This window comes from Paenibacillus camerounensis (assembly GCF_000723885.1).
In the GTDB taxonomy this organism is placed as follows: domain Bacteria; phylum Bacillota; class Bacilli; order Paenibacillales; family Paenibacillaceae; genus Paenibacillus_AQ; species Paenibacillus_AQ camerounensis.
The window spans coordinates 1-23,003 of sequence record NZ_CCDG010000051.1 but is presented as its reverse complement, the minus strand read 5'-3'; the positions used below and the strand labels follow the sequence as shown (position 1 = coordinate 23,003).

18 protein-coding genes are annotated in these 23,003 nt (G+C 55.0%); 4 read left to right on the top strand and 14 right to left on the bottom strand.

Annotation, left to right across the window (positions count from 1 at the left end; genetic code table 11):
• On the top strand, positions 1-1,332 hold a 1,332-nt coding region (locus tag BN3772_RS19015), incomplete at its 5' end, for an S-layer homology domain-containing protein (protein WP_167336684.1).
• A gap of 126 nt (positions 1,333-1,458) precedes the next feature.
• On the opposite strand, the gene BN3772_RS19010 is transcribed toward BN3772_RS19015, so the two are convergent.
• Together BN3772_RS19010 and BN3772_RS19005 are read right to left on the bottom strand one after the other, a co-directional pair.
• Positions 1,459-2,610 carry a DUF4179 domain-containing protein gene (locus BN3772_RS19010; protein ID WP_042201416.1) on the bottom strand — a complete coding sequence of 384 codons (1,152 nt, stop codon included), beginning with the start codon at positions 2,608-2,610 and terminating at the stop codon, positions 1,459-1,461.
• Positions 2,582-3,172, bottom strand: coding sequence for an RNA polymerase sigma factor (locus tag BN3772_RS19005; protein WP_042201414.1), 591 nt, complete (start codon positions 3,170-3,172; stop codon positions 2,582-2,584). The genes BN3772_RS19010 and BN3772_RS19005 overlap by 29 nt, the downstream gene beginning before the upstream one ends.
• Positions 3,173-3,383: 211 nt before the next feature.
• Here BN3772_RS19005 and BN3772_RS19000 point away from each other — a divergent pair, with 211 nt between their 5' ends.
• Together BN3772_RS19000 and BN3772_RS18995 are read left to right on the top strand one after the other, a co-directional pair.
• Positions 3,384-4,289 (top strand): ArsR/SmtB family transcription factor, encoded by a 906-nt coding sequence (locus BN3772_RS19000; RefSeq protein ID WP_042201412.1) that lies wholly within the window; start codon positions 3,384-3,386, stop codon positions 4,287-4,289.
• A 28-nt stretch (positions 4,290-4,317) separates the two neighbouring features.
• On the top strand, positions 4,318-5,592 hold the full coding sequence (locus tag BN3772_RS18995; protein WP_042201410.1) for an MFS transporter: 1,275 nt from the start codon (positions 4,318-4,320) through the stop codon (positions 5,590-5,592).
• 322 nt (positions 5,593-5,914) lie between these two features.
• Here BN3772_RS18995 and BN3772_RS18990 read toward each other — a convergent pair whose 3' ends face one another.
• The 12 genes from BN3772_RS18990 to BN3772_RS18930 form a co-directional block, all read right to left on the bottom strand.
• Positions 5,915-6,553, bottom strand: a complete 639-nt coding sequence (locus tag BN3772_RS18990) for a histidine phosphatase family protein (protein WP_042201408.1) — start codon at positions 6,551-6,553, stop codon at positions 5,915-5,917.
• 166 nt (positions 6,554-6,719) lie between these two features.
• Positions 6,720-7,523, bottom strand: coding sequence for an AAC(3) family N-acetyltransferase (locus BN3772_RS18985; RefSeq protein WP_042201407.1), 804 nt, complete (start codon positions 7,521-7,523; stop codon positions 6,720-6,722).
• A 28-nt stretch (positions 7,524-7,551) separates the two neighbouring features.
• A complete protein-coding gene (locus tag BN3772_RS18980; protein ID WP_341872584.1) occupies positions 7,552-9,144 on the bottom strand; it encodes a response regulator in 1,593 nt (530 codons plus the stop codon).
• On the bottom strand, positions 9,141-11,033 hold the full coding sequence (locus BN3772_RS18975; RefSeq protein ID WP_042201406.1) for a cache domain-containing sensor histidine kinase: 1,893 nt from the start codon (positions 11,031-11,033) through the stop codon (positions 9,141-9,143). Before BN3772_RS18975 ends, BN3772_RS18980 begins: the two co-directional genes overlap by 4 nt.
• Before the next feature lie 89 nt (positions 11,034-11,122).
• The gene (locus tag BN3772_RS18970) at positions 11,123-12,823 is read right to left on the bottom strand and encodes a type 2 periplasmic-binding domain-containing protein (protein WP_042201404.1); all 1,701 of its coding nucleotides are present in this window, start codon (positions 12,821-12,823) and stop codon (positions 11,123-11,125) included.
• Positions 12,824-12,931: 108 nt separating this feature from the next.
• Positions 12,932-13,822, bottom strand: coding sequence for a carbohydrate ABC transporter permease (locus BN3772_RS18965; protein ID WP_042201403.1), 891 nt, complete (start codon positions 13,820-13,822; stop codon positions 12,932-12,934).
• A gap of 19 nt (positions 13,823-13,841) precedes the next feature.
• A complete protein-coding gene (locus BN3772_RS18960; RefSeq protein ID WP_086074654.1) occupies positions 13,842-14,831 on the bottom strand; it encodes an ABC transporter permease in 990 nt (329 codons plus the stop codon).
• A 158-nt stretch (positions 14,832-14,989) separates the two neighbouring features.
• Positions 14,990-15,175 carry a hypothetical protein gene (locus BN3772_RS18955; protein ID WP_042201401.1) on the bottom strand — a complete coding sequence of 62 codons (186 nt, stop codon included), beginning with the start codon at positions 15,173-15,175 and terminating at the stop codon, positions 14,990-14,992.
• A gap of 159 nt (positions 15,176-15,334) precedes the next feature.
• Positions 15,335-18,811: a hypothetical protein gene (locus BN3772_RS31060; RefSeq protein WP_209443672.1), complete on the bottom strand. Its 3,477-nt coding sequence runs from the start codon at positions 18,809-18,811 to the stop codon at positions 15,335-15,337.
• A gap of 31 nt (positions 18,812-18,842) precedes the next feature.
• Positions 18,843-20,180 (bottom strand): glycoside hydrolase family 30 protein, encoded by a 1,338-nt coding sequence (locus BN3772_RS18940; protein WP_042201399.1) that lies wholly within the window; start codon positions 20,178-20,180, stop codon positions 18,843-18,845.
• Between the two features lie 99 nt (positions 20,181-20,279).
• Positions 20,280-21,296 (bottom strand): LacI family DNA-binding transcriptional regulator, encoded by a 1,017-nt coding sequence (locus tag BN3772_RS18935; protein ID WP_042201398.1) that lies wholly within the window; start codon positions 21,294-21,296, stop codon positions 20,280-20,282.
• 51 nt (positions 21,297-21,347) lie between these two features.
• On the bottom strand, positions 21,348-21,830 hold the full coding sequence (locus BN3772_RS18930) for a hypothetical protein (RefSeq protein ID WP_244444790.1): 483 nt from the start codon (positions 21,828-21,830) through the stop codon (positions 21,348-21,350).
• Positions 21,831-22,039: 209 nt separating this feature from the next.
• Here BN3772_RS18930 and BN3772_RS18925 point away from each other — a divergent pair, with 209 nt between their 5' ends.
• Complete coding sequence (locus tag BN3772_RS18925; RefSeq protein ID WP_042201395.1) at positions 22,040-22,936, top strand: HNH endonuclease; 897 nt, start codon at positions 22,040-22,042, stop codon at positions 22,934-22,936.
• Positions 22,937-23,003 lie beyond the last annotated feature (67 nt).

Below are 23,003 nucleotides of genomic sequence, written 5' to 3'. Positions count from 1 at the left end.
GTAAACAATGCTACAGAAGGACGCATCACAGATCTGAAGGGTGCAACGCCTACACCTACACCAACTCCGGGCAACCCTTCGACTGGCGGCGGACCCGTGGTAACACCGGCACCAACTGCGACAGCTACAGCAACACCAGCACCAACGGCTGCGCCGCAGGTAACAACCCTTACAGCTGAGACGCTGACTGCCCAGTTCGCCGCGCTGCCTGCCGGCAGCAATGAGCTGGTTATCCCGCTGACCTCTACAACCGGCGGAGCACAGGCTGTACTGCCGGCCAGTGTGCTGGTTCAGCAGGCTGCAGCCAATCCGGCAGCGGTGCTTACCTTTAACACAACCGACGGAACCTCTTACTCGCTTCCGCTCAGTCTTGTGAATGGAACAGCACTTGCCGCACAGCTCGGTACAAGTAACTTTACGATCACTGTATCCATTCTGCCGGCCAGCACCACTGTGCTGGGCAGTGTGAATCAGGCATTAGCTGCACAAGCAGGTTCGGTCACCCTGGCAGCACCGGTAATTGAGTTCTCCATTTCTGCTCAGGCCGGTAATAACAGCGTACCGCTGAACAGCTTCGGCAGCACCTACGTAAGCCGTACTATTAAGGCAACACAAACAGTGAATCCTGACAATGCAACTGCTGTCTCCTTTGATCCGGCAACCGGTAAGCTCTCGTTCGTGCCTTCCGTATTCACTACGCAGGCTGACGGAACTACCGCAGTTACCATCAAACGTAACAGCAACAGCTATTACACTGTTGTCCAGTCCAGCAAGACCTTCGGAGATATCACCAGCCATTGGGCAAAATCAGCGATTGATCTGCTGGCGTCCAAGCTGATTATCACCGGAACAAGCGATACTGCCTTCTCACCTTCCCAATCGGTGACCCGTGCAGAATTCGCCGCCCTGATTACCCGCTCGCTCGGCCTGGCAACAGCAAGCAGCAGCGGTACTAGCTTCAGTGATGTCAATGCAGGTGCATGGTATGCGGATGCTGTATACACAGCGGCTGCTGCGGGATTGATCACCGGCTATACAGACGGCAGCTTCAAGCCGAACAGCCCGATCACCCGTCAGGAGATGGCTGCAATCCTGTCCAAAGCCATGAAGTACACCGGCAAGACACTGAGCAGTGACCCTGCGGCGCTGGCCAAATTCAGCGATGCCGCTTCCCTTCCAGCCTGGTCCCAGACCGCAATAGCAGAGATTGCTGCTGAGGGTATCATTCAGGGACAGCCGGACGGCTCGTTCGCTCCGCAGAAATCAGCTACCCGCGCGGAAGCTGCCACTATGCTGGAAAAGACATTGAAGGCACTTGGATTTATCAACTAAAAGCATAGGGATTGCCAGTCCCCCCTGCTCAATGTAATGAAAAGAGGCGGTTCCCCCGGATGTATATCATCCGGCAGGAGCCGCCTCTTTTTCGCGTGAATACAGCATCTTATTTCTATATCTGAATCACTGTCCGGCTTCCGCCACCGGTATTGTCATTTCCAGCCCGGAGATATATTCCACCCTCACATGCCCTTCAGCATCAAGCTGGAATTCGCTCGTGCTGTTCTCCTTGTATACATAATGATACGGCTTTATAGTAATAGATTTCGGTACAGACGCCAATGGTGCAAACCTCGAATCCTGAACCAGCACACTGCCGCCCGTAGCGCTCGTACCGTTTCCTGACAGCATCTGAAGCTTGTTCCCCTGATCGTCAAACAGGTCGAAGCCGATACTGCCGCCGCTGCTATGCATGTCGGATATGGTCATCCCGTCCAGCTCCAGCCGGGTTGTTATATTGGTAGTCACCGGTGTAAGCTCGATCTTGTCCACCTGTATCCGAACGTTCCCGTTATTCCGTACAACCGAGGGCGCCAGCACCAGATTGTCCCTTGTATTCAGCTCCACCGGAATATCGAGCAGGAACGGCTCTTCTATCCCCGCAATTTTAAAGTGTAAGCCTAGCCTGAACTGCTCCGGAAACGCCTGGCCGCCCTGATTGTGCAGATCCGAAAACTCCAGCACCAGCTTATCACTGTCCGGTACCGGGAAAAGAAACGGCCCGATGCTGCTGCCGGCAGGAGCGTATTCATTCAGCGGCTGCCCGTTAATGGACAGCTCAACATCCGTCATAGCCTCCTGCAGAGAATGAGCCTGTACAGATGCACCGGCTTCCACTGCTTCACGTTCAATACCGACGGATACCCGGGTGCCGTCAAAGGTTACCGCCGTTGCCCCCACCGTAATTCCGTCATGTGTAACGCTTACCCCCGGCTCGCTGTAGAGGCCCTGTTCATCCGCAGCCCGCAGTCCGAGATCCCCTGCCAGCTGAAATACCCGCTTCATTCCGGGAATCTGCTTCAGGGCTTCCGCTGCTGCCGGAGATATCAGGCCGGTTCCGGCAACACCAGTTATGATAAGCATAGCCGCCGCCACCGCTGCAGCTGCCTTATGCCATCTCCTCCGCCCTAAGCCCGCCTTCCGGCTCACTTGGCTCCGCTTCTGTTCATAGCGCTCCATAATACGACGGGTCAAATCGACCTCCGCAGGCGTATCCCTGATCAACTGTTCAAGCCGCCCCACTTGTTCATCCTCTATCGCTGTGCGGTTCCCCAAGCCTAATCTCCCCTTTCCTCTTCTGCCGGCCAAGCTTGTCCCGCAGGCGCTCATATTTCTTGCGCACTCTGGCCGGATTCATGCCTACAACAACGGCAATCTGTTCGAAATTGTAATCTTCAAGTGCCCTCAGCAGCAGGATCTGCCGTTCCTCAGCGGTCAGCAGGGCCAGCAGCTCATGAACCTTGTCTGTAAGTGCGGGCCCGCTCCCCGCTGTCTCAGCCTGCTGCCTGTACATAGCGAACAGCCTGAAGCCTTTGCTCCGCTTTTTAAGCAGGTCCGTACAATGGTTCCTGGCGATTCTGTACAGCCATGCGGAAAAGGATACCGTCTGCCTGAAGCCGCCGATATGCTCCATAGCTTTAAGAAAAATATCCTGTGCAGCATCCTCTGCCTCCTCCCGGCTGCCCAGCAGGTAGTAGCAGTACAAATAAATTGGACGCTGAAAGTGCTCAATAATCGTGCTGTAGGCCTGCACATGACCCTGCTGTACCTGCTCTACGATCAATGCAAGCTCACCGTCTTCCCGCGCCCTTCTCCCGGTATGTGCCGGCTCCTTCATAAGCTCCTCCCCTCTCTATGCCTATATAACTGAAAAAAACGCGTTTTGTGACAGGTGTAATAAAATTCGGATTCAAATCATGTTGCGCCAGCACATGATTGTTACTTGAAAAACCGAAATAGTTCGCATATACTAAAACAAGTTAAGTATTCTATATTTATAGAACAAATTTCGGAGAGATGGATAACTGACTTTTGAAAAGAGGAATCTCATGAACTATACGGTTGAAGTTGATTTTGCACCTATGTATGAATGTATCGCCAGCCTGAACGCTTTTCTGTACAAACAGAACCATAATGCGATGGACGCAGGCAAGCTATGGGTCCGTGAAGTACAGGACCGGTTCGCTCCGGTTCAGCTCCAGAAGATGCGGGAGGTACTCAGCCTTGCAGGGGATTTCAATTTGAACCCGTACATCTGGAGCTGTCCGGGTGAGCGGACGGTCAGCGGGTTTTTAAGCTGGTTCGAAGGCATGACTACAGGAGATCTGTATGAGCTGTCCGGGCGTTTCGGCCAATCCGTCCCCGCTAACCTGCCTGAGCTGCGCAGCAGCGCGGCGGAAATGCTGCGCGTATGGGATAACGGCTATTTCAGCGGAATCGACCCGCAGATTCTAACGGGACTGCAGAGCGAAGCCGACAGCCGTAGAGAGACGCTCAGCGGCGGGAATGGCATGGAGGGCTATGAACAGGCAACCGCCGGTATGCGCCTGTATCCGGCAGAGCAGCTGAAGCGGGTCATTCTTATCCCCCAATATCATGCCCGGCCGCTTGTGACAAGTGCCTTCTATGACGAGTATGTATTCACCAGCTATACCTGTGATGTCCTTCCTCCGGAGGAGGGACGTCCGGCGGCGCCGCTTCTGCGGCTGACCCGTGCGCTGTCTGACGAGACGCGGCTGTATATTCTCCGGCTGCTAACCGGCAGACAGCTGAGCTTTACTGAAATTGTGAAGCACGTGGGTCTATCCAAAAGTACGATCCATTACCATCTGATCGCCCTGCGCGCCGCCGGGCTGGTCATCGCCCACGTCAGCGGCAAGAGCACCTCCTACAGTCTGCGGCTGGAGGCGCTGCAGGGCCTGCCGCAGCAAATCGGAACCTATCTGGAGAGCTGAACCGGATCAACAAAAGGCGGGATTACGCATGTTCAAGCAAAAAAACAGCTATTACGGGCTTTTGGCTACAATATCATTTAGCACCTTCGGCGATACCTTCGGGCTCCTGGCAATGGAATGGCTGGTCTATGAGCTGACCGGCTCCAAGCTGGCTATGGGCGCACTCGTGCTTGCCTCCGGCATTCCCGAGGTGCTGATCCGCCTGCTGGGCTCACCGCTCTCCGACCGGCTGAACCGCGTACGCCTGCTGGCCGGCCTCGGCTCTCTCCGCCTGCTGGCGATTATTCTGCCGCTCGGCATGGGCCTCCTGGGCCAGCTGCAGCTCTGGCATCTGTTCGCCGCTGCTGCACTTAGCGGCGCCTGCTCTGCGCTGTTCCTGCCCACAGCAGTAGCCGTCGTTCCCGGCGTAGCCGGTGACCGCAAGCTGATGCGCGCCTTCGCCGTCATTGAAGGCTGCAAGGGCGCTGCCGCCCTGCTGGGACCGGCGCTGGCCGGGGTACTGACCGCAGCCAGCGGAGCGTTGCCGGCACTGGGCATTAATGCGCTGTGCTATGCCGCAGCTATCGCTACACTGCTTAGCCTGCCGAAGCTGGCGAAGCCCCGGGAAGCAACGGGCCGCTTCTCGCTAGGGGGTTACCTTGGAGAAATCGCCGAAGGATTCAGCTTCTATAAGCAATTCCCGGCGATGCTGATCATTATGTTGCTGGTTTCGGTCAGCAATCTCAGCTCCTTTGCCGTCTGGACCATGATGGTCCCCTATGTCCGGGAGGTGCTGCACCGTGATGCGGCCGCACTGGGCTCACTGACTACAGCCTCTGCACTTGGCTATCTCACCGGCATCAGTATCGTCTCGCTGATCGGAGAGATCACACGCAGGAGGCCCTTTATGCTCGGAAGCCTGATCGGAATCGGGCTGGTCACTGCTCTGTGGGGACTGGTTCCAAGCTATCCGCTTGCCCTGGCCGCCGCATTCACGGCCGGTGTCTTCGGCCCGTTCTTCGGCTCCTTGAGCTCCGCGCTGCACGGGCACCTTGTGCCGGCAAGCCATCAGGGCCGGGTCAATTCCATCCGCTTCCTGATCGGCGGCGGGCTGCAGCCGCTTGGCGCCTTTGCCGGCGGGGCGGTTGCCGAATTCTACGGCGTGCCGGTGCTGTTCGTAGCCGCCGGGCTGCTGCCGGTAATCTGCGCCAGACTGGCGGCGCTTCTGCCAGGCCTGAAGGCACTGGACGGTGACCTGACACAGCTTGCGGCAGGAGTCCGGCTGAGTACCCCCGCTGCCGGCCGGGTACAGCATGCTAAATAGCAGCATAAACAGGCAGTGCCGCTGATCGGCACTGCCTGTTCGTATAGCTTTGCAGATATTCTTCAGCTCTCTTGCGCAGCATTACACGGACAGGCTGGCTGCGCACAATCTTGCTGATTGAATTAGGTGGATTTTCGCCATCTCATTCCCGGCTAACACCCCGGAATGAGGAGGTTAGGTGGAAAAAAGCTGCTTCATTCTGCCTTTACAGCGCTCAGAGGGCGAATCCAGCCAAATCCAGCTAATTGCTGATGAGCCACGTTTTTCGAGCTCTATGCTGCACCCGCGAGCCTAAATAAATGACGCATTTACGCCTAGTTCCCTACGATTCCATAACAGCATCAGCCGATTCATAATGACTGATGTCCCCATGCAGCAGAATCTCCGGTACGCCATCCTTGATATTGATCCGGCACAGGCAGGTCGGATGAATATAAGGCAGATCCCACAGCTTGTTCATCGGCCGGGCTTCAAAGTGTGCCATCAGCACCTTAATGACTACCGTGTGGGTCACTATAAGCAGCGTCTCGCCCTCATGACGGCTCACAAGCTCCAGCAGCTTGTTCAGCGCCCGCTCCTGCACCTGTACGAATGTCTCGCTGCCCTCAACACCGAACTGCTCCGGGTCTTCCCAGAAATAGCGGAACTGCTCCGGCTCAGCCAGCTTGAGCGCCGGGGATTCACAGCCTTCCCAGCCCCCCATGCACAGCTCCTTGAATTCATCGCAGGCCGTTACGGCAATCCCGCGTTCCCCCAGAATAATCTCCGCGGTCCGCAGCGTCCGCGGGCTGGAGCTGGCATACACCGCATCCAGCGGAACCTCCTGCAGCCCCTTGCCAAGCCACTCCGCCTGCTGGACCCCAAGCGGAGTAAGCGGCGAGTCCTGATGTCCCTGCATCCGCTGCTGCACATTCCATTCTGTCTGGCCGTGCCGGGTTAAATAGACCGTTGTTGTTGCCATAGGTAACTCCTCCTTTAACCTGCCTTGAGCAATATAGATCAAACTATATAAATTGAACTATAACTTATCACGAATCCCAACGTACGTGTCCACCGGTCACTAGTCCCTCCAGCGGTCAAACTTCCCGCTATCCGACCGGTGCCCTTCTGCCCAGCTGCTCCGCCGCCTACTTCCGGTTCCGCTCCAGCCACTTCACCCCGTAATCCACCAGCTCCCGCTGCGGCATCAGCTGAGCGGCTGATGCCGCCACGTATCCGTGCCGGATCAGGCCTGTCTCCCGGCCGAAATCCCCGCCAAGCGCAGCGAAATCCTCCGAATCCCAGCTCAGGTCCTTGAACTGCACCCACTGCCTGCTCCCGTCAACCAGCATCGGCGTGCCGGGAGTGACCTCCTGCTTCCCTGCATACTCTGCCCGGTATTCCGACAAATGCAGGGAGGTATTATTCAGGCTGTCTACACCCAGCAGCAGCACGCTCCCGTGCAGATCATAGATCCGGGCCAGCGGAGACTGCTCGCCGAAGGCGAAGTTCAGCCCGTGTCCGTCAATGATGAAATCCCTGTGCTTCCCCCAGGCTACAAAGGAATCAACCGGATGACTGCTCCGCTTAACCCCGTGCTGCTTGCGGAACGTATCCGGGATAACGCCCATCCCCCGCAGCGGGGTCAGGTCCGGATCATAGGCCGGCATCTGCTCGCGGATTGTCTGCCACCAGGCCTCCGGCACAGGAGGCCTGCTCCAGCCCGAAGGATCGGTCTGGTCGGAGGACTGCGACGGCATAACAAGTGTCCCCTCCGGCCCAAGCACCTCCTCCAGTGCAAGAATAACAGCCACCGGACCTCCGGCCACCCACTGGCCCAGTGACTTAAAGGAGGAATGCAGCAGCAGAATCATGCCCTCCTGTACACCCAGACTGCGGAAATCGGCCGCAAGCGTCTCTACTGTAATCAGATTACCTTGAATTTCTTCCATTTCTATATTGCCTCCAGACGCCTATCCCTTAATAAAATTCCTTATCCTCCGGCCGGACACCGCCTGTACCCAGCAGCTTGATCCGGTACTCACCGGGAGAGATGCCCTCCAGCTCCTTGAATACACGGGTAAACTGCTTACTGTTCTCAAATCCGACAGCCTCCGATACTCCAGACAGCTTCAGCATACGGCTGCCTGACAGCAGCTCCTTGGCATGACGGATACGCACTTTTTTGAGATAAATGACAAAGCTCTTGCCGGTATAGGCCTTAAAGGCCTCACTGAAATAAGAATAGCTGAGCGATACATGATTGCTGACCATCGCCATATTCAGCGGGCGCGCATAATGCTCCTCAATGTAAGCCAGCGCGGCTTCCATGTCGGCATGCTCGGTATGTGCAGAACGTATTCCTATAATATAATCGTTCACACTGAGCAGTAAATGCTCCAGCGCACGGTAATAGTCATGGAAATGGCGGTAATGATACAGATTGCCCACTGTGCGGTACAGCTTCAGCACCTCAACAGAGGCCTCGCCGTGCACCCGGAACACCTCATCCAGCACACGTTCGTTAATGCTGCGGGCCATATTTTCGACATAAGCCAGATCCAGATGCTGCAGATGCTCCGTCTGAAAAACACTCCCCAGCACGCTCTTAATTTCCTTCTCCCGCTCGGTTCCCAGCATATTCAGCAGCTTGCGCAGCTCCTCCTCCGGCAAAGGAAAGCTGCGCCGTTCGGAACGGATACTTCCATAATCCATATAACCCGACTGAGGAGTCAGAAAAGTATACTGCAGCGCCCGGCAGGCCTGCTTATAGCATTTCTGAAAATCTCCCGCACTTTCCGTTACCTCGCCCACTCCCATCAGCAGCCCCTTGATTTCCTTCGCTTCAGCGAGCCTGTAAAGATTCAGGAACGGTTCAGCGCTCCCTGCAGCCAAAACCAGCTTCCCTTCCCAGTCCGTCACAAGCTCGCTGAACTGCTGCTCCAGCGGTCCGGCCAGCCGTTCCAGCAGCCCCTGTACCTCACCGGGCTTCATCCGCGTGCCGTCATTATAGTAGTAGTTCACGACGCCTACCGTATACGGCAGCTGCAGCCGGCCCAGCTCCTCCAACTGCTCGGGAGCAGGCTCTACATCCTGCTGCTGCAGCAGCCGTTCAAGGCGGGCGTTACGCAGCTCCTTGCGGTAGCCCTCGGTCTCCAGCGCCTGCCGGCTTGCGCCGGATTCCTGAACCTGCCGCTCCTGCTGAATCTGCTCCAGGATACCGAACAGCTCCTCGCGGCGGATCGGCTTCAGCAGATAGTCCTTCACCTTGTGGCGGATTGCGCTTTTGGCATATTCAAAATCATCATGCCCGCTCAGGATAACCACAGCCGGCCGCTGGTCCGGCAGCGCTTCTGCCGATAAATGCTCCAGCAGCGTGATACCGTCCATCACCGGCATACGGATATCGGTAATAATGATGTCGGCGGCTCCCTGTCTGAACAGGTCCAGCGCATCCTGGCCGTTACCTGCCAGCTCAATCAGGTACCCCCCGGGATATTCCCGTTCAATCATCGCCTTAAGACCCTGGCGGATCATCTTCTCGTCATCTACAATCAGCAGCTTCTTCATCATCTTGTATCCCCCGTCAAAAGTACTTTAGGCAGCGTCATGAATACCGTAGTCCACTTTCCCGGCTCACTTTGCAGCTCCAGCCCGTAAGCCCCGCCGTAGTACAGCTGTAGCCGCTGATGCACATTTCTGAGGCCGATGCCTCCGGCTTTATAGCCTGAGGTTCCTGCACCGGAGAACTCTGTGCTCTGCTCTTCTTTGGCATAAATGCTCTCATGCAGGGCGGACAGCCGCTCCGGCGTAAGGCCGCAGCCGTTATCGCCAATCAGGATAAACAGCTCTCCCTCCGATTCTGTCACATCAATACGTATGCTGCGGCCCTCCGGCTCATCTCCGCCGGTATTCCAGGCATGCTTCACACTGTTCTCGACAATCGGCTGCAGCGACATTTTCAGCACTTCGACTTCCATATAAACCTGATCTATATTCAACTCCAGATGGATGGGGTGTTCAAACCGGATATTCATAATCTCAATATAATTCTGGATATGGCGGATTTCATCACGCAGCTTCACATATTCGCCTGTCCATTTGAAGTTGTAGCGCATCATGCCGCCCAGCCAGGTCAAGGCATCTGAGATCGTCCGCTGATCCTCAATCTCCGCCAGCATCTTAATATTTTCCAGCGTGTTGTAGAGAAAGTGGGCGTCAATCTGATTGTGCAGCGTGCGCAGCTCGGCCTCCTTCGTGAGTGCCTGCTTATGGACAGCCTGGGCCACCAGCGTATTAATGGTGTTCATCAGCTTGTTAAAATGATGCGCCAGCTCCCCGACCTCCCCGCCGCCGCGGATTGCAAGACCGGTATACGTCTCGCCCTTACGGACCTTTTTCATCGTTTCTGTCAGCAGACGCAGCTTCTTAAGAATAAAGGCGTTCATGACATAGGCAATCAACGTAACCAGAAAAATAAACCCGATATTGGCGCCGATCAGCAGATTGCGGGTCTGGGAGATATGCTTCATCACATCCTCCATCGAGACCACATTGATCAGTGAAGCGCCGATCCGCTCAAGCGGGGTATGAATCAGAAGGAAGGAGCTTCCGTTTTCCTTGTAGTTCATATCCCACTCACCCGTTTCCCCGTAGCCCTGCAGCCGCTCTGCAACCGCATTCTCCAGCAGCTTATAGCTGTCTGTAAAAGAATGATCCTTACGCGTAAACAGACGCATCCCGGAATCGGCGATGAACATCTGGGACTGATTATCCCGTACTTCTGTATAGGTTTTGGGCGTGAAGCTGTTCAGCATCATATCAACCTGAATCATCCCCACGTGATGACCGGCCGGAATGCTTATAGCCCGCAGCAGGGAAACCTTTGGCTGTCCTTCAGTCAGCAGGTTTACATTGCGCTGCATTACATCAGGATCATCATTCTGAAATACCCATAGCTCTCTTTCGTCCAGCTTCAACGCTTCCTGATACCAGGGTTCATTATACACCCGCTCTTCACGCAAAATAATCGGCCAAATCTCATACATACTCTTGTTATTAGAATACAGCCGCAGATGTTCAATCCCCGGGTTATTCAACTGGATACGGTTCAAATTTTTAAAGGTAGAGATATTAAAATCGACAAGCTCATCCAGTGTTAAAGCGCTCTCATTAGACAGATAGCTCTTCACAGCCTGGTCTGAATACGCGATTTGGGCCGCACGCTCCATCACTTCTATCTGATTTTCAATATGAAGCTTTTCCATTTGCAGCAGGTAATTGTTTTTATCCACGGCATCACGGACATACGTATTATTAATCGTCCGGAAGGAGTAGATGGACACCAGCAGACTGGGACCAAGGATGATAAAAATATACGCAGCAACCAGACGGCTCTGCAGCGACCTGCGCCCCCACCAGTAGTTGAAAGAATTCCAAAGCGAGCCGATTCCCTTATGCATACGCACTCTCCCGTTATCTCATCATCTCTGCACATAGAAGCAAACAACCCAAAAGCCCGCAGTCAGCGGGCAATTGGGTCTTATCTATACTATTCCATTCCGAGTTTCTTTTTGTTCTCCTGATACTTGGCCTGTCGGTAAGCATCGAAGGTGGCGAAGCCGTCCTTCTCTTTCTTCGCGAGGTAATCGCTCCAGATCTCGTCGAATTCTGCTTCAGAGGAAGCCATGAGCAGCTTCGGCATCGTTTTGCCGCGGAGCTGTTTCAGCTTGGTAGCGATAATGCCTTCAGGCGAGTTGCCGGTAGGATCGATCAGCTGGAACTCCGAGGTGTTGATGGCTTTACCGCGGGTCCAGTCTTCCAATTGCTTAAACGGCTCTACCGATTTAGGTGCCCATTGATCCGTAATATTCGTATTCTGCATCATCCAGAACGTGAAGGAAGAACCTATCTGCTTGTCGAACGCCGAACGGTCGCTGTTCATCAGAGCAAATACATCAGGCAGGAACTGGTCTTTCCCGTCAATTGTATCATAGCTGACACCTTTTTCACCCAGATACAAATCTTTATTTCCTTCCTCACTGTTCAGGTAGCTGAGGAATTTGATTGCGCGTTCTTTGTCTTTAACATTTTTGGAGATCAGGGTTACCGTCCAGCCTGAGATACCAGGGCCGTTCAAGGTATGCTGATCAAGAGCTGCATTGGACGGTCCGTCTACAGCAATGTAGGTTTGCTCAGGATTCTTCTGGTAGATAGTGCTGAGCTGGGTACCGAAGTCTGTACGTTGATACAGCATTGCGAAGTAGCGTCCCTGCGCAATTTTTTCTTCCATTTGAGCCCGTTTGTCGATGAAAATATCTTTGGCCAGCAATCCGTCCTGATTGGCTTGACGGAGTGTCTTCATCCAGCGGACATACTCAGGATCGGTTTCGCGTTCATACACCTTGCCGTCCTTTTCCCAAGGAATCGCCAGGAAGTTCTGCAGGTAGCCTTCCAGAGAGTCGTTACCGTTCTCAGTGAATTCGTGCAAGCCGAGTGGAATTAGCGGCTGGCCGTTCACTTGCGGGAATTTCTCCTGGGCCATTTTGAGCGCGTTCAGGAAGCCTTCCGGTGTACGCATATCCGGGCTGCCGATGGCTTCATAGATATCCTTGCGGACAGCAAAGGTCTGATTGGATACATAGTTTTCGCCGTATTTTTCATAGTCAGCCGGTGAAGAGGATGAGTTCGGATAGCCGTACACATTGCCGTCCTCCTGAGTATACCAGCCCAACTTATCTTTATCGGAAACCTTGTAGAAGTAAGGATCATACTGATCTGCCAGCTCGTTGAGCGGAAGGACCAGCTCGCCCTCAATCATTTTCTTAATGCCGTCTTCCCAGAAGCCCAGCGTAATGAAGTCAGGCAGCTGACCGGAAGCAATCATCGTGTTCAGCTTCTCATTCTCGTTACCGGCAGGAATGATAAAGTTAATATCCACGCCTGTCTTTTTCGTTACATATTGGGAAGTAGGATCTACGCCCCATTTATTGGCAAACCAGGAGAAGTTCAGATACCAGTCAAAGGTGATTGGTGACGTATCGCTTTTCCAGCCCGGCTCATCTCCCGATGGTGCAGCAGCCGATGGTTCAGCTGAAGCTTCGGTTGTTGCCGCCGCCGTATTGGTGTTCTCCTTATCTGTGTTGGCATTGCCTCCCGCATTGTTGTTGCCTGAGCAGCCTGACGCCGACATCGCGAGCATCAGACCCAAGAGCAGCAGCACCATTGATTTCGGCTTGCGTTTCATGCCCATGCTTATTTACCCCTTTTCTAAAATGTTATGAAATGATTTATAAGCTCAACCCCGGAAGCTGCTCGGCGCAGGCTCTGGAGGAGTTACCTTGTTTGACGCGGCTGCAGATCAGCCCTTGATCGAACCGATCATCATGCCTTTTACAAAATAACGCTGCAGGAACGGATAGACGAAGACAATCGGCAGCGTTGTTACTACCATCGTAGCCAGCTTAACGGACTGCGAAGTTACGCTCTTCGTCACCGTGCTGCCCTGTATAGCCACCATCATCTGGCTGGAGCTGGACTGGGCAACCACCCGGAACAGGAAGGTCTGAATCGGCTGCAGATCCGGGTTATTGATATAAATAATCCCGGTGAAATAGTCATTCCATTGATACACACCGTGGAACAGGGCGATCGTTGCGATAACCGGCATGGATACCGGCAGCACCACCCGCAGGAGAATCGACCAGTCATTCGCACCGTCGATCCATGCCGCCTCTTCAAGCCCTTCCGGAATCTCCCGGAAGAAGGTCATAAAGATAATGAGATCAAAAAAGCTGAACAGGACCGGAATGATATAGACCAGGAAGTTATCCAGCAGATGCAGATCCCGGTTCAGCAGGAAGGTCGGAATGAGTCCGCCGTTAAAGAACAGAGTAATTGTACCCAGCAGGATGTAGAGCTTGCCGCCGATCAGACCTTTTCGGGACAGCGCGTAGGCTACCATTGCCGTGAAGAACACGTGGAGGAGGACGCCCAATAGTGTCTTGGCTACCGTAATCCCCATGGCCATCATAATACCGGAGCTGGCGAATACCGCTTCGAAGTTTTCCAGGCTGAACATCCGGGGCCACCAGTAAATCCCGCCCATCATCGCATCGGTTCCGTCGTTAAAAGCGTTAACCAGTACATACCAGATCGGATATAAGGTAACGAAGCAGATACACAGCATCACCAGATTGTTGGCGATATCAAAGATGGCTTCACCCATCGTTTTGCGTTTGAGAGAAAACATGGTTTAGATCCTCCTTCTTCTAGAACAGCGACGTATCGTTGATTTTTTTGGTTACCTGGTTGGCAATCAGCAGCAGAATCAGCGCAATGACTGCTTTGACCAACGTGACCGCCATAGAATAGGAGAAGCGGCTGGTGACGATCCCTGTATAGTAGATGTAATAGTCGATTACATTACTGGCACTGTCGTTAAGGGAGTTGCGCAGCACCAGAATCTGGTCAAAATTGGAGTTGAGCACGCCGCTGACCGCCAGGATGAACAGGATGCTGATCGTTCCGCGGATCGCCGGCAATGTGACATACCACATTTTCTGAAAGCGTCCGGCGCCGTCGATGGTAGCAGCTTCATACATTTCCGGGGATACCCCGGCAATGGCCGCCAGATATATAATCGCTGACCAGCCGAGCTCTTTCCAGATATCCGAGGAAATAACGATGGTCCAGAAGTAGCTTGGTTCCGCCAGATAAGAAATCGGTTTGTCGATCAGGTTCAGTGCCAGCAGAATATTGTTGATGATCCCTACATCTGCAAGCCACGTTGCCAGGATACCGCCCAGCACGACCCAGGAGAGAAAGTGCGGCAGGTAGGAGATGGTCTGAATCGCTTTTTTGTAGCGGATCGAACGCACCTCATTAAGAAACAAGGCAAAAATAATGGGAAGCGGGAAGCCGATCAGCAGCTTGATTAAGCTGATGCCGAGCGTATTCTTAATGACATACCTCAGATCCTCATCCTCGTATAATTCCCGGAAATGCTGAAGTCCCACCCACGGAGCCTCGGCAATCGACTTGACAATGTTATACTCCTTAAAGGCGATAATCATCCCGTACATCGGAATGTAGTTAAAAATAATCATCCAGGCCACGCCGAGCAGCGCCATGGTCTGCAGATGCTTCTGGGCCAGGAACCTTTTCCAAAGTGACTTTTTGTAACCTGAACCGGTTTCGATTAGAGCCGGAACGGGCTGCTTTTTCATCCGGCTAATCCCGCCGCTTGTTTTATTCTCCATCGTATGGACCTCCAAGCTAAATCTATTTCTGTAATGTGGTGAAAAGCCTGTGTTGCTCTATGTGCTTATTGTAACCGCATTCACCTGGAGGGGGAAGGTAGCGAATTTCCGGTTTGGGGTCGCAAATTTCGGGTGAGGGAATGGGCGGCCAGCCCGCTTTACGCGAATTCAGAGGCATTTTTGCCTCTCATTCCGCCAACCAGCACACTTTCCGCGATATCAGAGGCATTTTTGCCTCTCATTCCGCCAACCAGCACACTTTCCGCGATATCAGAGGCATTTGTGCCTCTCATTCCGCCTACCAGCCCACTTTCCGCGATATCAGAGGCATTTGTGCCTCTCATTCCACCTACCAGCCCGCTTTCCGCGAATTCAGAGGCATTTTTGCCTCTACTGAGTGCGTTCGTGCCGTTTTCGGCCTATTGAATGGGATTTATCCCTTTGATTTCACCTTCTGCCGAACAGCATAAAAAAGGAGGCCACATCGGCCTCCCTCTAATACCTTACACCAGCTCCGCACGGATGGCGGTGATCTCGCCCCGGCGCAGGGCCTCGGCCTCCGCACCGCGCAGCAGCGCCCCGTCAGCCTGACGGCTGCTTCCGTCGCTGTAGGTCAGCGTAAGCTGCCCGATAACCGCCCGCTCTGCGCCATAGGTATCGGCCCGGCGCGGGTTATGGTAGGTCACTTCCGTTCCTCCCAGGAAGGTAAACATCAGCTCGCCCTGCCCGTCGAACAGCCAGCCCGGCAGCGCCGGTGCCAGCTCCAGCGTCAGCTCGCCGTCCTCATACGCAAACATCCGGCTGCCCGCCATCATGGTTCTCCACATGCTCAGGAACTCTGCAGTCGAGCCGCTAAGCCTGGCTACAAAGCCGCGGCCATGAGTCAACGGGTCCGGATTGCCGCCTGTGCTGATAAAGGAGGAATTCTCCAGCGTGCTCCGGCCGTAGACGGCCGGGTCAAGGAATGGAATCAGCGAGGTTCGCATCTCACTGTAGAACTCCTCATACAGCCCCCCTTTCAGGAGTGCCAGCAGATACTTGTAGGACATGTGCAGGAAATTCGACTCCCGCTCCTGCCAGCCTGGCGTAAAGGCCCGGATGCGCCCGATCTCATGCGATTCCGCCTCAAGCGATGCCGATGTCCGGTACATTGAGGTTACCGGATCGAACAGTCCGCTGCCTTTCACCCTGCTGTATATCTTCTTGGCCTGCTCCCGGCTGTCCAGCGTCTTGAGCCAGCGGGCCGGTCCTTCCAGGAAATAAGGGAGTGCTGACGCCCCGAACTCCTCTACTACAGCCTTCGGCAGACCATAGCCGCTGATCACCGGCTTGCCTGCTTCATCGGTTACCGGCCGGTAGCGCACCGCCTCATAGCGGAAGTAAGTCGGCACCAGTCCGCCGCCCAGGTCCACAGCCCGCTCTATCCCTGCGTCCACTTTGTCCAGGAATTTGCCCAGCGCTTCGCGGATGACAGCCAGACTTACCTCAGCCTGCCCCCCGTTAATGCCGAAGCGGATGCTCTCCCGGTAAGTCTCACGCGCCGAAGATACGGTGTCCCAATAACCGAAGTCATCCAGCCCGCCGGACAACAGCTTAGTTACTGCCCCCAGCACCCGTTCCAGCAGCAGCGCAATTTCTACCGGCAGCGATACAATACCGCCAGCAGCCCCCAAGCCTGTCAGCAGGACCTCCGCCCCTTGTGACTCCTGCAACCCCTGCAACTCCTGCAGTCCCTGCAATTCCTGCAAATCCAGCATTCCTTGCGTTCCCTGCATTCCTAATGCTCCTTGCTCTTGCAATCCCTGTGCCCCTTGTACTCCTTGTACTCCTTGTACTCCTTGTACTCCCTGTACTTCCTGCACACCCTCCAGCTCCCGTGCCCCTGCCAGCTCCCGTGCGGCCTCTACTTCCGGCACCCCTAAGCTCTCCAGCGCCTCCAGCATAAACACCAGCATCCGCTTGAGCTCGAACGTCTCGCTCATCCCGGAGCCGAACAGGCCCGGCAGGCCGTTCATTGCATCATTCCAGCCCGGCTTGTTGCCCTCCATCTCCACGCCCATGCCATAGGGATCAAGAGTCGCGAATTTGTTCAGCGCCAGCGAGAGCATTTTGACGAACAGGCTGGTATGGTAGATCTCCCCGGTGCCGCCTTCCGTGCGCAGCCACTGGGTATCTCCGGCCTTGCGGTGCAGCCGGTGCAGCTTCTCCTCATCCTCGAGCAGTGCGCCGTACTGCCGTACCTTGCCGCCGCTGATCACATATTTCTCGCTGCGCGGAAGCACATAGGCAGGGCTGTCATAGAACGTATACGATTCATCCCCGAACAGCAGCTCAGCCAGCTTATCCGGGAATACCTCCAGATAACCCTCAACCAGATCCAGATTGTAGGTCCAGTGATCACTCCAGAAGCCTTCGCCGAAGGCGGCCTCGATATTTTGCCGGGACAGGGCCAGCACACCGCTGAGAAATTCCTGCTCATCCGCCTTGAGCTGCACCTGATGATCCGCGATGTAATTTATCAGCTGCCCTGGTGTGAATTTACCTAGACACAGCGCTGCAAGCTCAGCCTGATGATCCGCCGCGACACTCTCCACCCACTCTTTAAGCTGTTCAGCATGCTCCGGCAGCACCTCAAAGCTGGTTCCCTGCACGCTGAGCGGATTATAGCCGTCCGCCTGGATCAGGCTGTAGAACATTTTGATGTTAAAGCTGCCGACCTGCGGATGAAAAAACACATCGTTCCGCCGGTTCTGGTTCATATCGCGGAAGTTCCCGTTGCCCTGTGAATAGTACTCGGGAGCCAGCGAGAAAAAGTTATAATCCCGCTCCATATCACCATGCTTGCGTGAGTAGAGATGCACGACAAAGCCGTCTTTTCCATTGTCAAAAATAAACGGGTACCCGCCGCGCAGAAAGTTATCCAGATAGGACTGGCGGCAGTAAGCATCAAAAATTGCCGAAGAAGTGCGCGTAGCAATGTCTGCTGTCAGGTTCTCGGTCAGCTCAGCCGCTTCCAGCATTTTGCCGGTGATATATTCGTCGCGGCAGAGCCGGCCGGCCTTGCGGTTGATTTTGTCGATGTCACTGACATGCCCGATAATCGTGTTCAGCGTCAGCTTCCCGCCCGGAGCCAGCGTCCGCTGAACACCGCTGAAGCCGCAGGGCACCTTATTCACCGGATATTGCGGCTGCGCAAGCAGCTCATCAAGCGTGAGAGCGGCGAAGCGGTCCGGATAAGCAAGCGATGTATTCGCCCCGAAAATCACCTCAAAATCAACAACCGGCCGCAGCTGCTCCCCCTCCGCTGTAAAAGACAGATAGAAATGGCCGTTCTGGATCTCGCTAACCTCTGCACTATCGTTGGTGCTGGAACGCAGCTTGTAGAAAGGAATGCCCTGCTCCAGATTGTAGACCTCCATCCAGCTGCGCAGCAGGTTGCCCATTTCCTTGTAGGCGCTGTTGGCCGACCCGTAAGGAAGGATCTCCGGCAGACCGTCCAGCAGCTCCAGAGACAGCTCCGCACCGCCTGTATTCTCAATCTCCACCCGCCGCACCAGCGCGGCATAATCATCGTTCGGCAGATTAAAATAATGAACTGTCGTTTGCAATCCATGTCCGGTATGCTCTTCCTCAATCGTCAGCCCGTTCGGGAGGATCGTCATCTTCCGCTTCACCGCCGGGTCGGGATGCGAGGACTGGAACGGCTCATAGACCTGTGCACGCTCCCCCAGCTTAATAAAAGTGCGGAACCCGGCCGATGCTACGTTCTTGTATGAGATGCTGGCCGGGGAGAACTCCATGATCGGCGAGTTTTTGTCGCGTACCCCGAAGCCGCATACCCCCTGCCCGCGGTTCACATAGAACGTCCACATCGGGATTCCCTTTAGCCCGGCCAGTCCCGGCAGGAAGCTGGCAAACGGTTTATTTTCATGAAACTGCTCCATTACAAATCGGCCTGATTCAAAATAATAACGGCTCATATCATAACCTCCTGAATGTTGGATGTGCACTTTACGAAATCACATGCGTAGCAATAGAATGCGGCGGCAGCTGGCAAACGGCCAGCTCACTGCCAAGGCCAAGCGTTACACTGCGGTCCTCATCACTCTCGTTCATCAGCACAACGGCGATACTGCCGTCAGGATTGCGGAATGCCGTGGACAGGATGCCTTCAATGGCAGATTCCAGGCCGATCCGCACAGCGCCGGGAGCGATATACCTGCTGAAGTGGCCGATGTAATAATAAGAGCTGTTGTAATGCACCTCGTCCGTAATCGTGTCGGCGATAATAGGAGCATCACAGAAATTGCCCACATGGTTCGGCCCTCCGGTCTCATCAAGCACCAGATTCCAGTCCAGATAACCCTCCGTCCACGCATTCAGATCACCAATCATATTCCGCCCGTAGCGCTCTCCCGTGAACCATTCCCCCAGACGCACGCCGCCCTCCTGGCAGCCCTCGGTAAATAACACATGCTTATCCGGGAAAAGCTCATGCACCTTCGCCACCTTATCGAACTCCTCGCCGCCGTACCAGTGGATGCCCGTCCCCCACACATACTTCGCCGCTTCCGGATCTGACAAAATAGGCGTAACCCGCTCAATCATAATGTCCCGGTTGTGATCCCAGATTACGATGTTCACATCCTCCATACCGGCTTCGTGCAGGGCGGGCCCGAGGTGGTTTTTGACAAAATCCCGCTCCTCCCCGGCGCTGTACACACAGGAATCCCAGGTCTGCACCGCCGCCGGCTCATTCTGTACCGATACGGCCCAGACCGGAATGCCCTCCTTGCGGTAGGCCTCGATAAACTTTGTGTAATAACGCGCCCATACAGCGGCATATTCCGGCTTCAGCGAACCGCCGTTGTTCATCTCCCCATTGGTTTTCATCCAGGCCGGCGGACTCCAGGGGGAAGCCAGCATCGTAAAGGGGCCGCCTTTGACCTCCATCGCATCCTTAATCAGCGGCAGCACCCACTGGTGGTCGTGGGCAATATCGAACGTGGCCAGCTCCGTATCCTGATCCTGCACATACGTGTAATTGCCGAGCGCAAAATCACAGCTGTGAATATGCACACGCCCCATGCTGTAGCCAAGGCCCTCCTCCGGGTGAAAATAGCTGCGGATCACCTCCGCCCGTCTGGCCGGACTCATCCGCGACAGCGTATAGGCTGCAGCCTCAGTGAAAGCGCCCCCAAAACCGATTATGCGTTGAAATTCCTGCTCCGGATGAAGCTGTATATCTGCTGCCTGCCCGCTGCCTTTCTGCCCGAACACCAGAGCTTCGCGCCGGCTTAGCCGTTCCCCGGTTTCTTGTGCCGTCACTACCGTTTGTACAGTCACCATCTGAACCCATCTCCTTAAATAGAATAATAAACACGTACCTTTTAAAATCGAAACCGGTTTCGATTGTTGCGAAAAAAATACGCGCCCCGGTGATGCGCATTATTTCTCACCAGGCGGCGCACAGGATTCCCGCACAACCACTTCCACAGGCAGCACAACAGCCTCCATTCCCTCCCCCTTGCGGTCAACCGCTGCAAGCAGGATTTCAGCAGCACGGATTCCCAGACTTGCCGTGTCCTGCCGCACCGTTGTCAGCGCAGGTGTTACATAACGGGCAAGCTCAATATCGTCATAGCCCACGACCGAGATATCCCCCGGCACAGACAAGCCGCTGTCCTTTACCGCCATCATCGCCCCGAGCGCCAGCATGTCACCGGAAGCAAATACAGCCGTCGGCCGCTCCGGAAGTGCAAGCAGCTTCTGCATGGCGGAATAGCCGTTCTCCAGCACATAAAACTCTCCTTCGACGATATACTCCTCCCGCAGCTCATGGCCGCGCTCCTTCATGGCTGCAACATAGCCGTTCTGGCGCTGGCTGCCGGGGACCGTGTTCACTCCGCCCGAAATATGGGCAATCCTGCTGTGTCCCAGGGAAGACAGATATTCCACCGCCATCATCGCTCCGGCCGTATTATCCGAGCAGACCGTATGGGAGCTAGGCGTCTCAAAATCCAGTACAACCGTAGGGATATTACTCTCCAGCAGCTCAAGGAAATAAGGGTCCTCATAGTCTGAAAGGAACACAACAACACCGTCTACACCGTGAATCCGGCAATTCTCCAGATATCCGCTCTGCTTGCCGCCGACATCCTTTGAGATGAACATCAGGGCGTAACCCTTCTCTACAGCTACCTGCTTGAAGCTCTCAATAACCGCACCGAAGAACGGATGGCGGATGCCCGCTCCCGTACCTTCCACAAACAGCACGCCAAGCGTCCATGACTTCTTGGTCGTCAGTGTCCGGGCATGCGCATTCGGCAGATAGCCCATCTCCCGGGCGGTCCGCAGAATTTCCTCGCGGGTCTTCGCACGCACATCGGAATAGTTATTGAACGCCTTCGATACCGTAGTAGGGGAATAACCGGTTTTTTTTGCGATATCGTAAATGGTAGTCAATCCGGTTCACCTCCAGGGTTTTATGAAAGCCCTTTTTTGTTCACTGCCATTCTAACTTCTTTCGGCAGAGCCGTCCAGCATAAAATATTTTTGTACCTGAGGCAGAAGTGTAACCGCGAGAATAAGCAGACCCACACAGCTGTAGAATACATGGACTACCGAGACGGCATTCATCATGTACGTCTGCACCAGAATCCAGATAATCTGCCCGAAGCCGATGTACAGTGAAAAAGTCCAGGCAGGATGCAGCTCTTTGAACGGGCCCAGTCCTGCGTACCGCTCCCAGCCCGGCTTTTTAACCAGTCCGTAGAGCACGATGAGCGGCAGAATCCCGAAGATCAGCAGGAGCAGCAGGCCTGGAATCATAAAGCTGTCAAAAGGCGATCTTTCCAGCACAGAGACCGGCATCCCCATCATTTCACCGCTTGGATCAATCAGCAGCATCAATCCGCCCCCGACCGCCCCGATTCCCAGAAAAGCCTGCAGCACATATAGCACAATAACGGCGCCCGGCCTCTTGTTCGTCTGATTCATTATCTGTTTCCCCATTTCCGCATTTTAAGTAGATTTTACATCTTTTCCCTCAACAGTGCCGAGACAGATATCACAAATCCAGGAAAAACACGCTGTTACCGCCTTCCGTGTGAACAGGCTCACTTTACGTTATACTGGAGCTACACATTATCTTTTAAAAAATAAATGGAGCGGACAGACGCGGACAGAGCGTCTCTCCTAATATACCTATGACCGATACCAATCAGCCTGTATCCAAGCAATGTGCCTACTGCCGGCAGCATAAGCCGCTCTCCGAATTCCGCAGACGGACGGGCAAAGGCTCCAAAGGCCAGTCCCGCCGCGGCGCATGCCGGGATTGCCGTAAAATCCGCGGCGGCACCCCAGCCAGCGGGCTGCAGGAGAAGCCTGCACCGGCAGGATCTTCTGCCTCAGCGGCGGCTAAGAAAACGGCGCCGGCAGGCCACGCGTCTGCCTCCTCAACTGTGAGGCAGGCGGCTGAGGCTGTTTCTGCAACCCGTGCCGCACAACCTTCAGACTCTGCCGTGCGGCAGACCGCCAAGGCTGCGCCTGGAGGCGGAGCTGCGCAGCACGGGCCCAAGACTGCCCAGCCAAAACCGCAGCCGCATTCCCGTCCGGAGCGAGCCAAGGACGGCAAAGCCCCTGCTGCATCTGCAGGGGAACGTGCCCGCCCGCGGGCGCGGGCAGGCGAGCAGCGGCGTAAGCCTCCAGTGGCAGGATGGCCGAAGCCGGAGCCGGAGGATTATTCAGCACTTATCCCTTCGTACAAGGGGATGATTCTGATGCGCGGCCACAGTGACAAGGGGCGGCGCTGGCACCAGGAGATTGACCTGAAACTGGCCGTTACGCTAGTCCGCGAGCATGCTGCTGTTGTGGTCAACCGCCGTACCATCCGCCGCCTGTACAGCAACAAGGATTTTCGCAGGCTGATCCTGACCAGAGACAATTACACCTGCTATTTCTGCGGCCTGTACGGGGACACCATTGATCATCTGCTGCCGCGCGCCAAGGGCGGCCATACGACTCCGGACAACTGCGTCTGCGCCTGCAATCTGTGCAATCAGACCAAGGCGGACAAGGATGTGGAGGAATTTATGCGGGGCTGAAGTGAAGTGCCGGGTGAGAGTCGGGGGCAAGACCGGGCGGGGCGCTGCGGCGAGTGCAGGGCGAGAA

Bases quoted from the DNA above. Each gene is read 5' to 3' on its own strand.
- BN3772_RS18965 (WP_042201403.1), bottom strand. From the start codon at position 13,822: ATGTTTTCTCTCAAACGCAAAACGATGGGTGAAGCCATCTTTGATATC.
- BN3772_RS18975 (WP_042201406.1), bottom strand. From the start codon at position 11,033: ATGCATAAGGGAATCGGCTCGCTTTGGAATTCTTTCAACTACTGGTGG.
- BN3772_RS18980 (WP_341872584.1), bottom strand. From the start codon at position 9,144: ATGATGAAGAAGCTGCTGATTGTAGATGACGAGAAGATGATCCGCCAG.
- BN3772_RS19000 (WP_042201412.1), top strand. From the start codon at position 3,384: ATGAACTATACGGTTGAAGTTGATTTTGCACCTATGTATGAATGTATC.
- BN3772_RS18940 (WP_042201399.1), bottom strand. From the start codon at position 20,180: ATGGTGACTGTACAAACGGTAGTGACGGCACAAGAAACCGGGGAACGG.
- BN3772_RS18925 (WP_042201395.1), top strand. From the start codon at position 22,040: ATGACCGATACCAATCAGCCTGTATCCAAGCAATGTGCCTACTGCCGG.
- BN3772_RS18930 (WP_244444790.1), bottom strand. From the start codon at position 21,830: ATGAATCAGACGAACAAGAGGCCGGGCGCCGTTATTGTGCTATATGTG.
- BN3772_RS31060 (WP_209443672.1), bottom strand. From the start codon at position 18,811: ATGAGCCGTTATTATTTTGAATCAGGCCGATTTGTAATGGAGCAGTTT.
- BN3772_RS18970 (WP_042201404.1), bottom strand. From the start codon at position 12,823: ATGGGCATGAAACGCAAGCCGAAATCAATGGTGCTGCTGCTCTTGGGT.
- BN3772_RS18985 (WP_042201407.1), bottom strand. From the start codon at position 7,523: ATGGAAGAAATTCAAGGTAATCTGATTACAGTAGAGACGCTTGCGGCC.
- BN3772_RS18995 (WP_042201410.1), top strand. From the start codon at position 4,318: ATGTTCAAGCAAAAAAACAGCTATTACGGGCTTTTGGCTACAATATCA.
- BN3772_RS18955 (WP_042201401.1), bottom strand. From the start codon at position 15,175: ATGAGAGGCACAAATGCCTCTGATATCGCGGAAAGTGGGCTGGTAGGC.
- BN3772_RS18960 (WP_086074654.1), bottom strand. From the start codon at position 14,831: ATGGAGAATAAAACAAGCGGCGGGATTAGCCGGATGAAAAAGCAGCCC.
- BN3772_RS19005 (WP_042201414.1), bottom strand. From the start codon at position 3,172: ATGAAGGAGCCGGCACATACCGGGAGAAGGGCGCGGGAAGACGGTGAG.
- BN3772_RS18990 (WP_042201408.1), bottom strand. From the start codon at position 6,553: ATGGCAACAACAACGGTCTATTTAACCCGGCACGGCCAGACAGAATGG.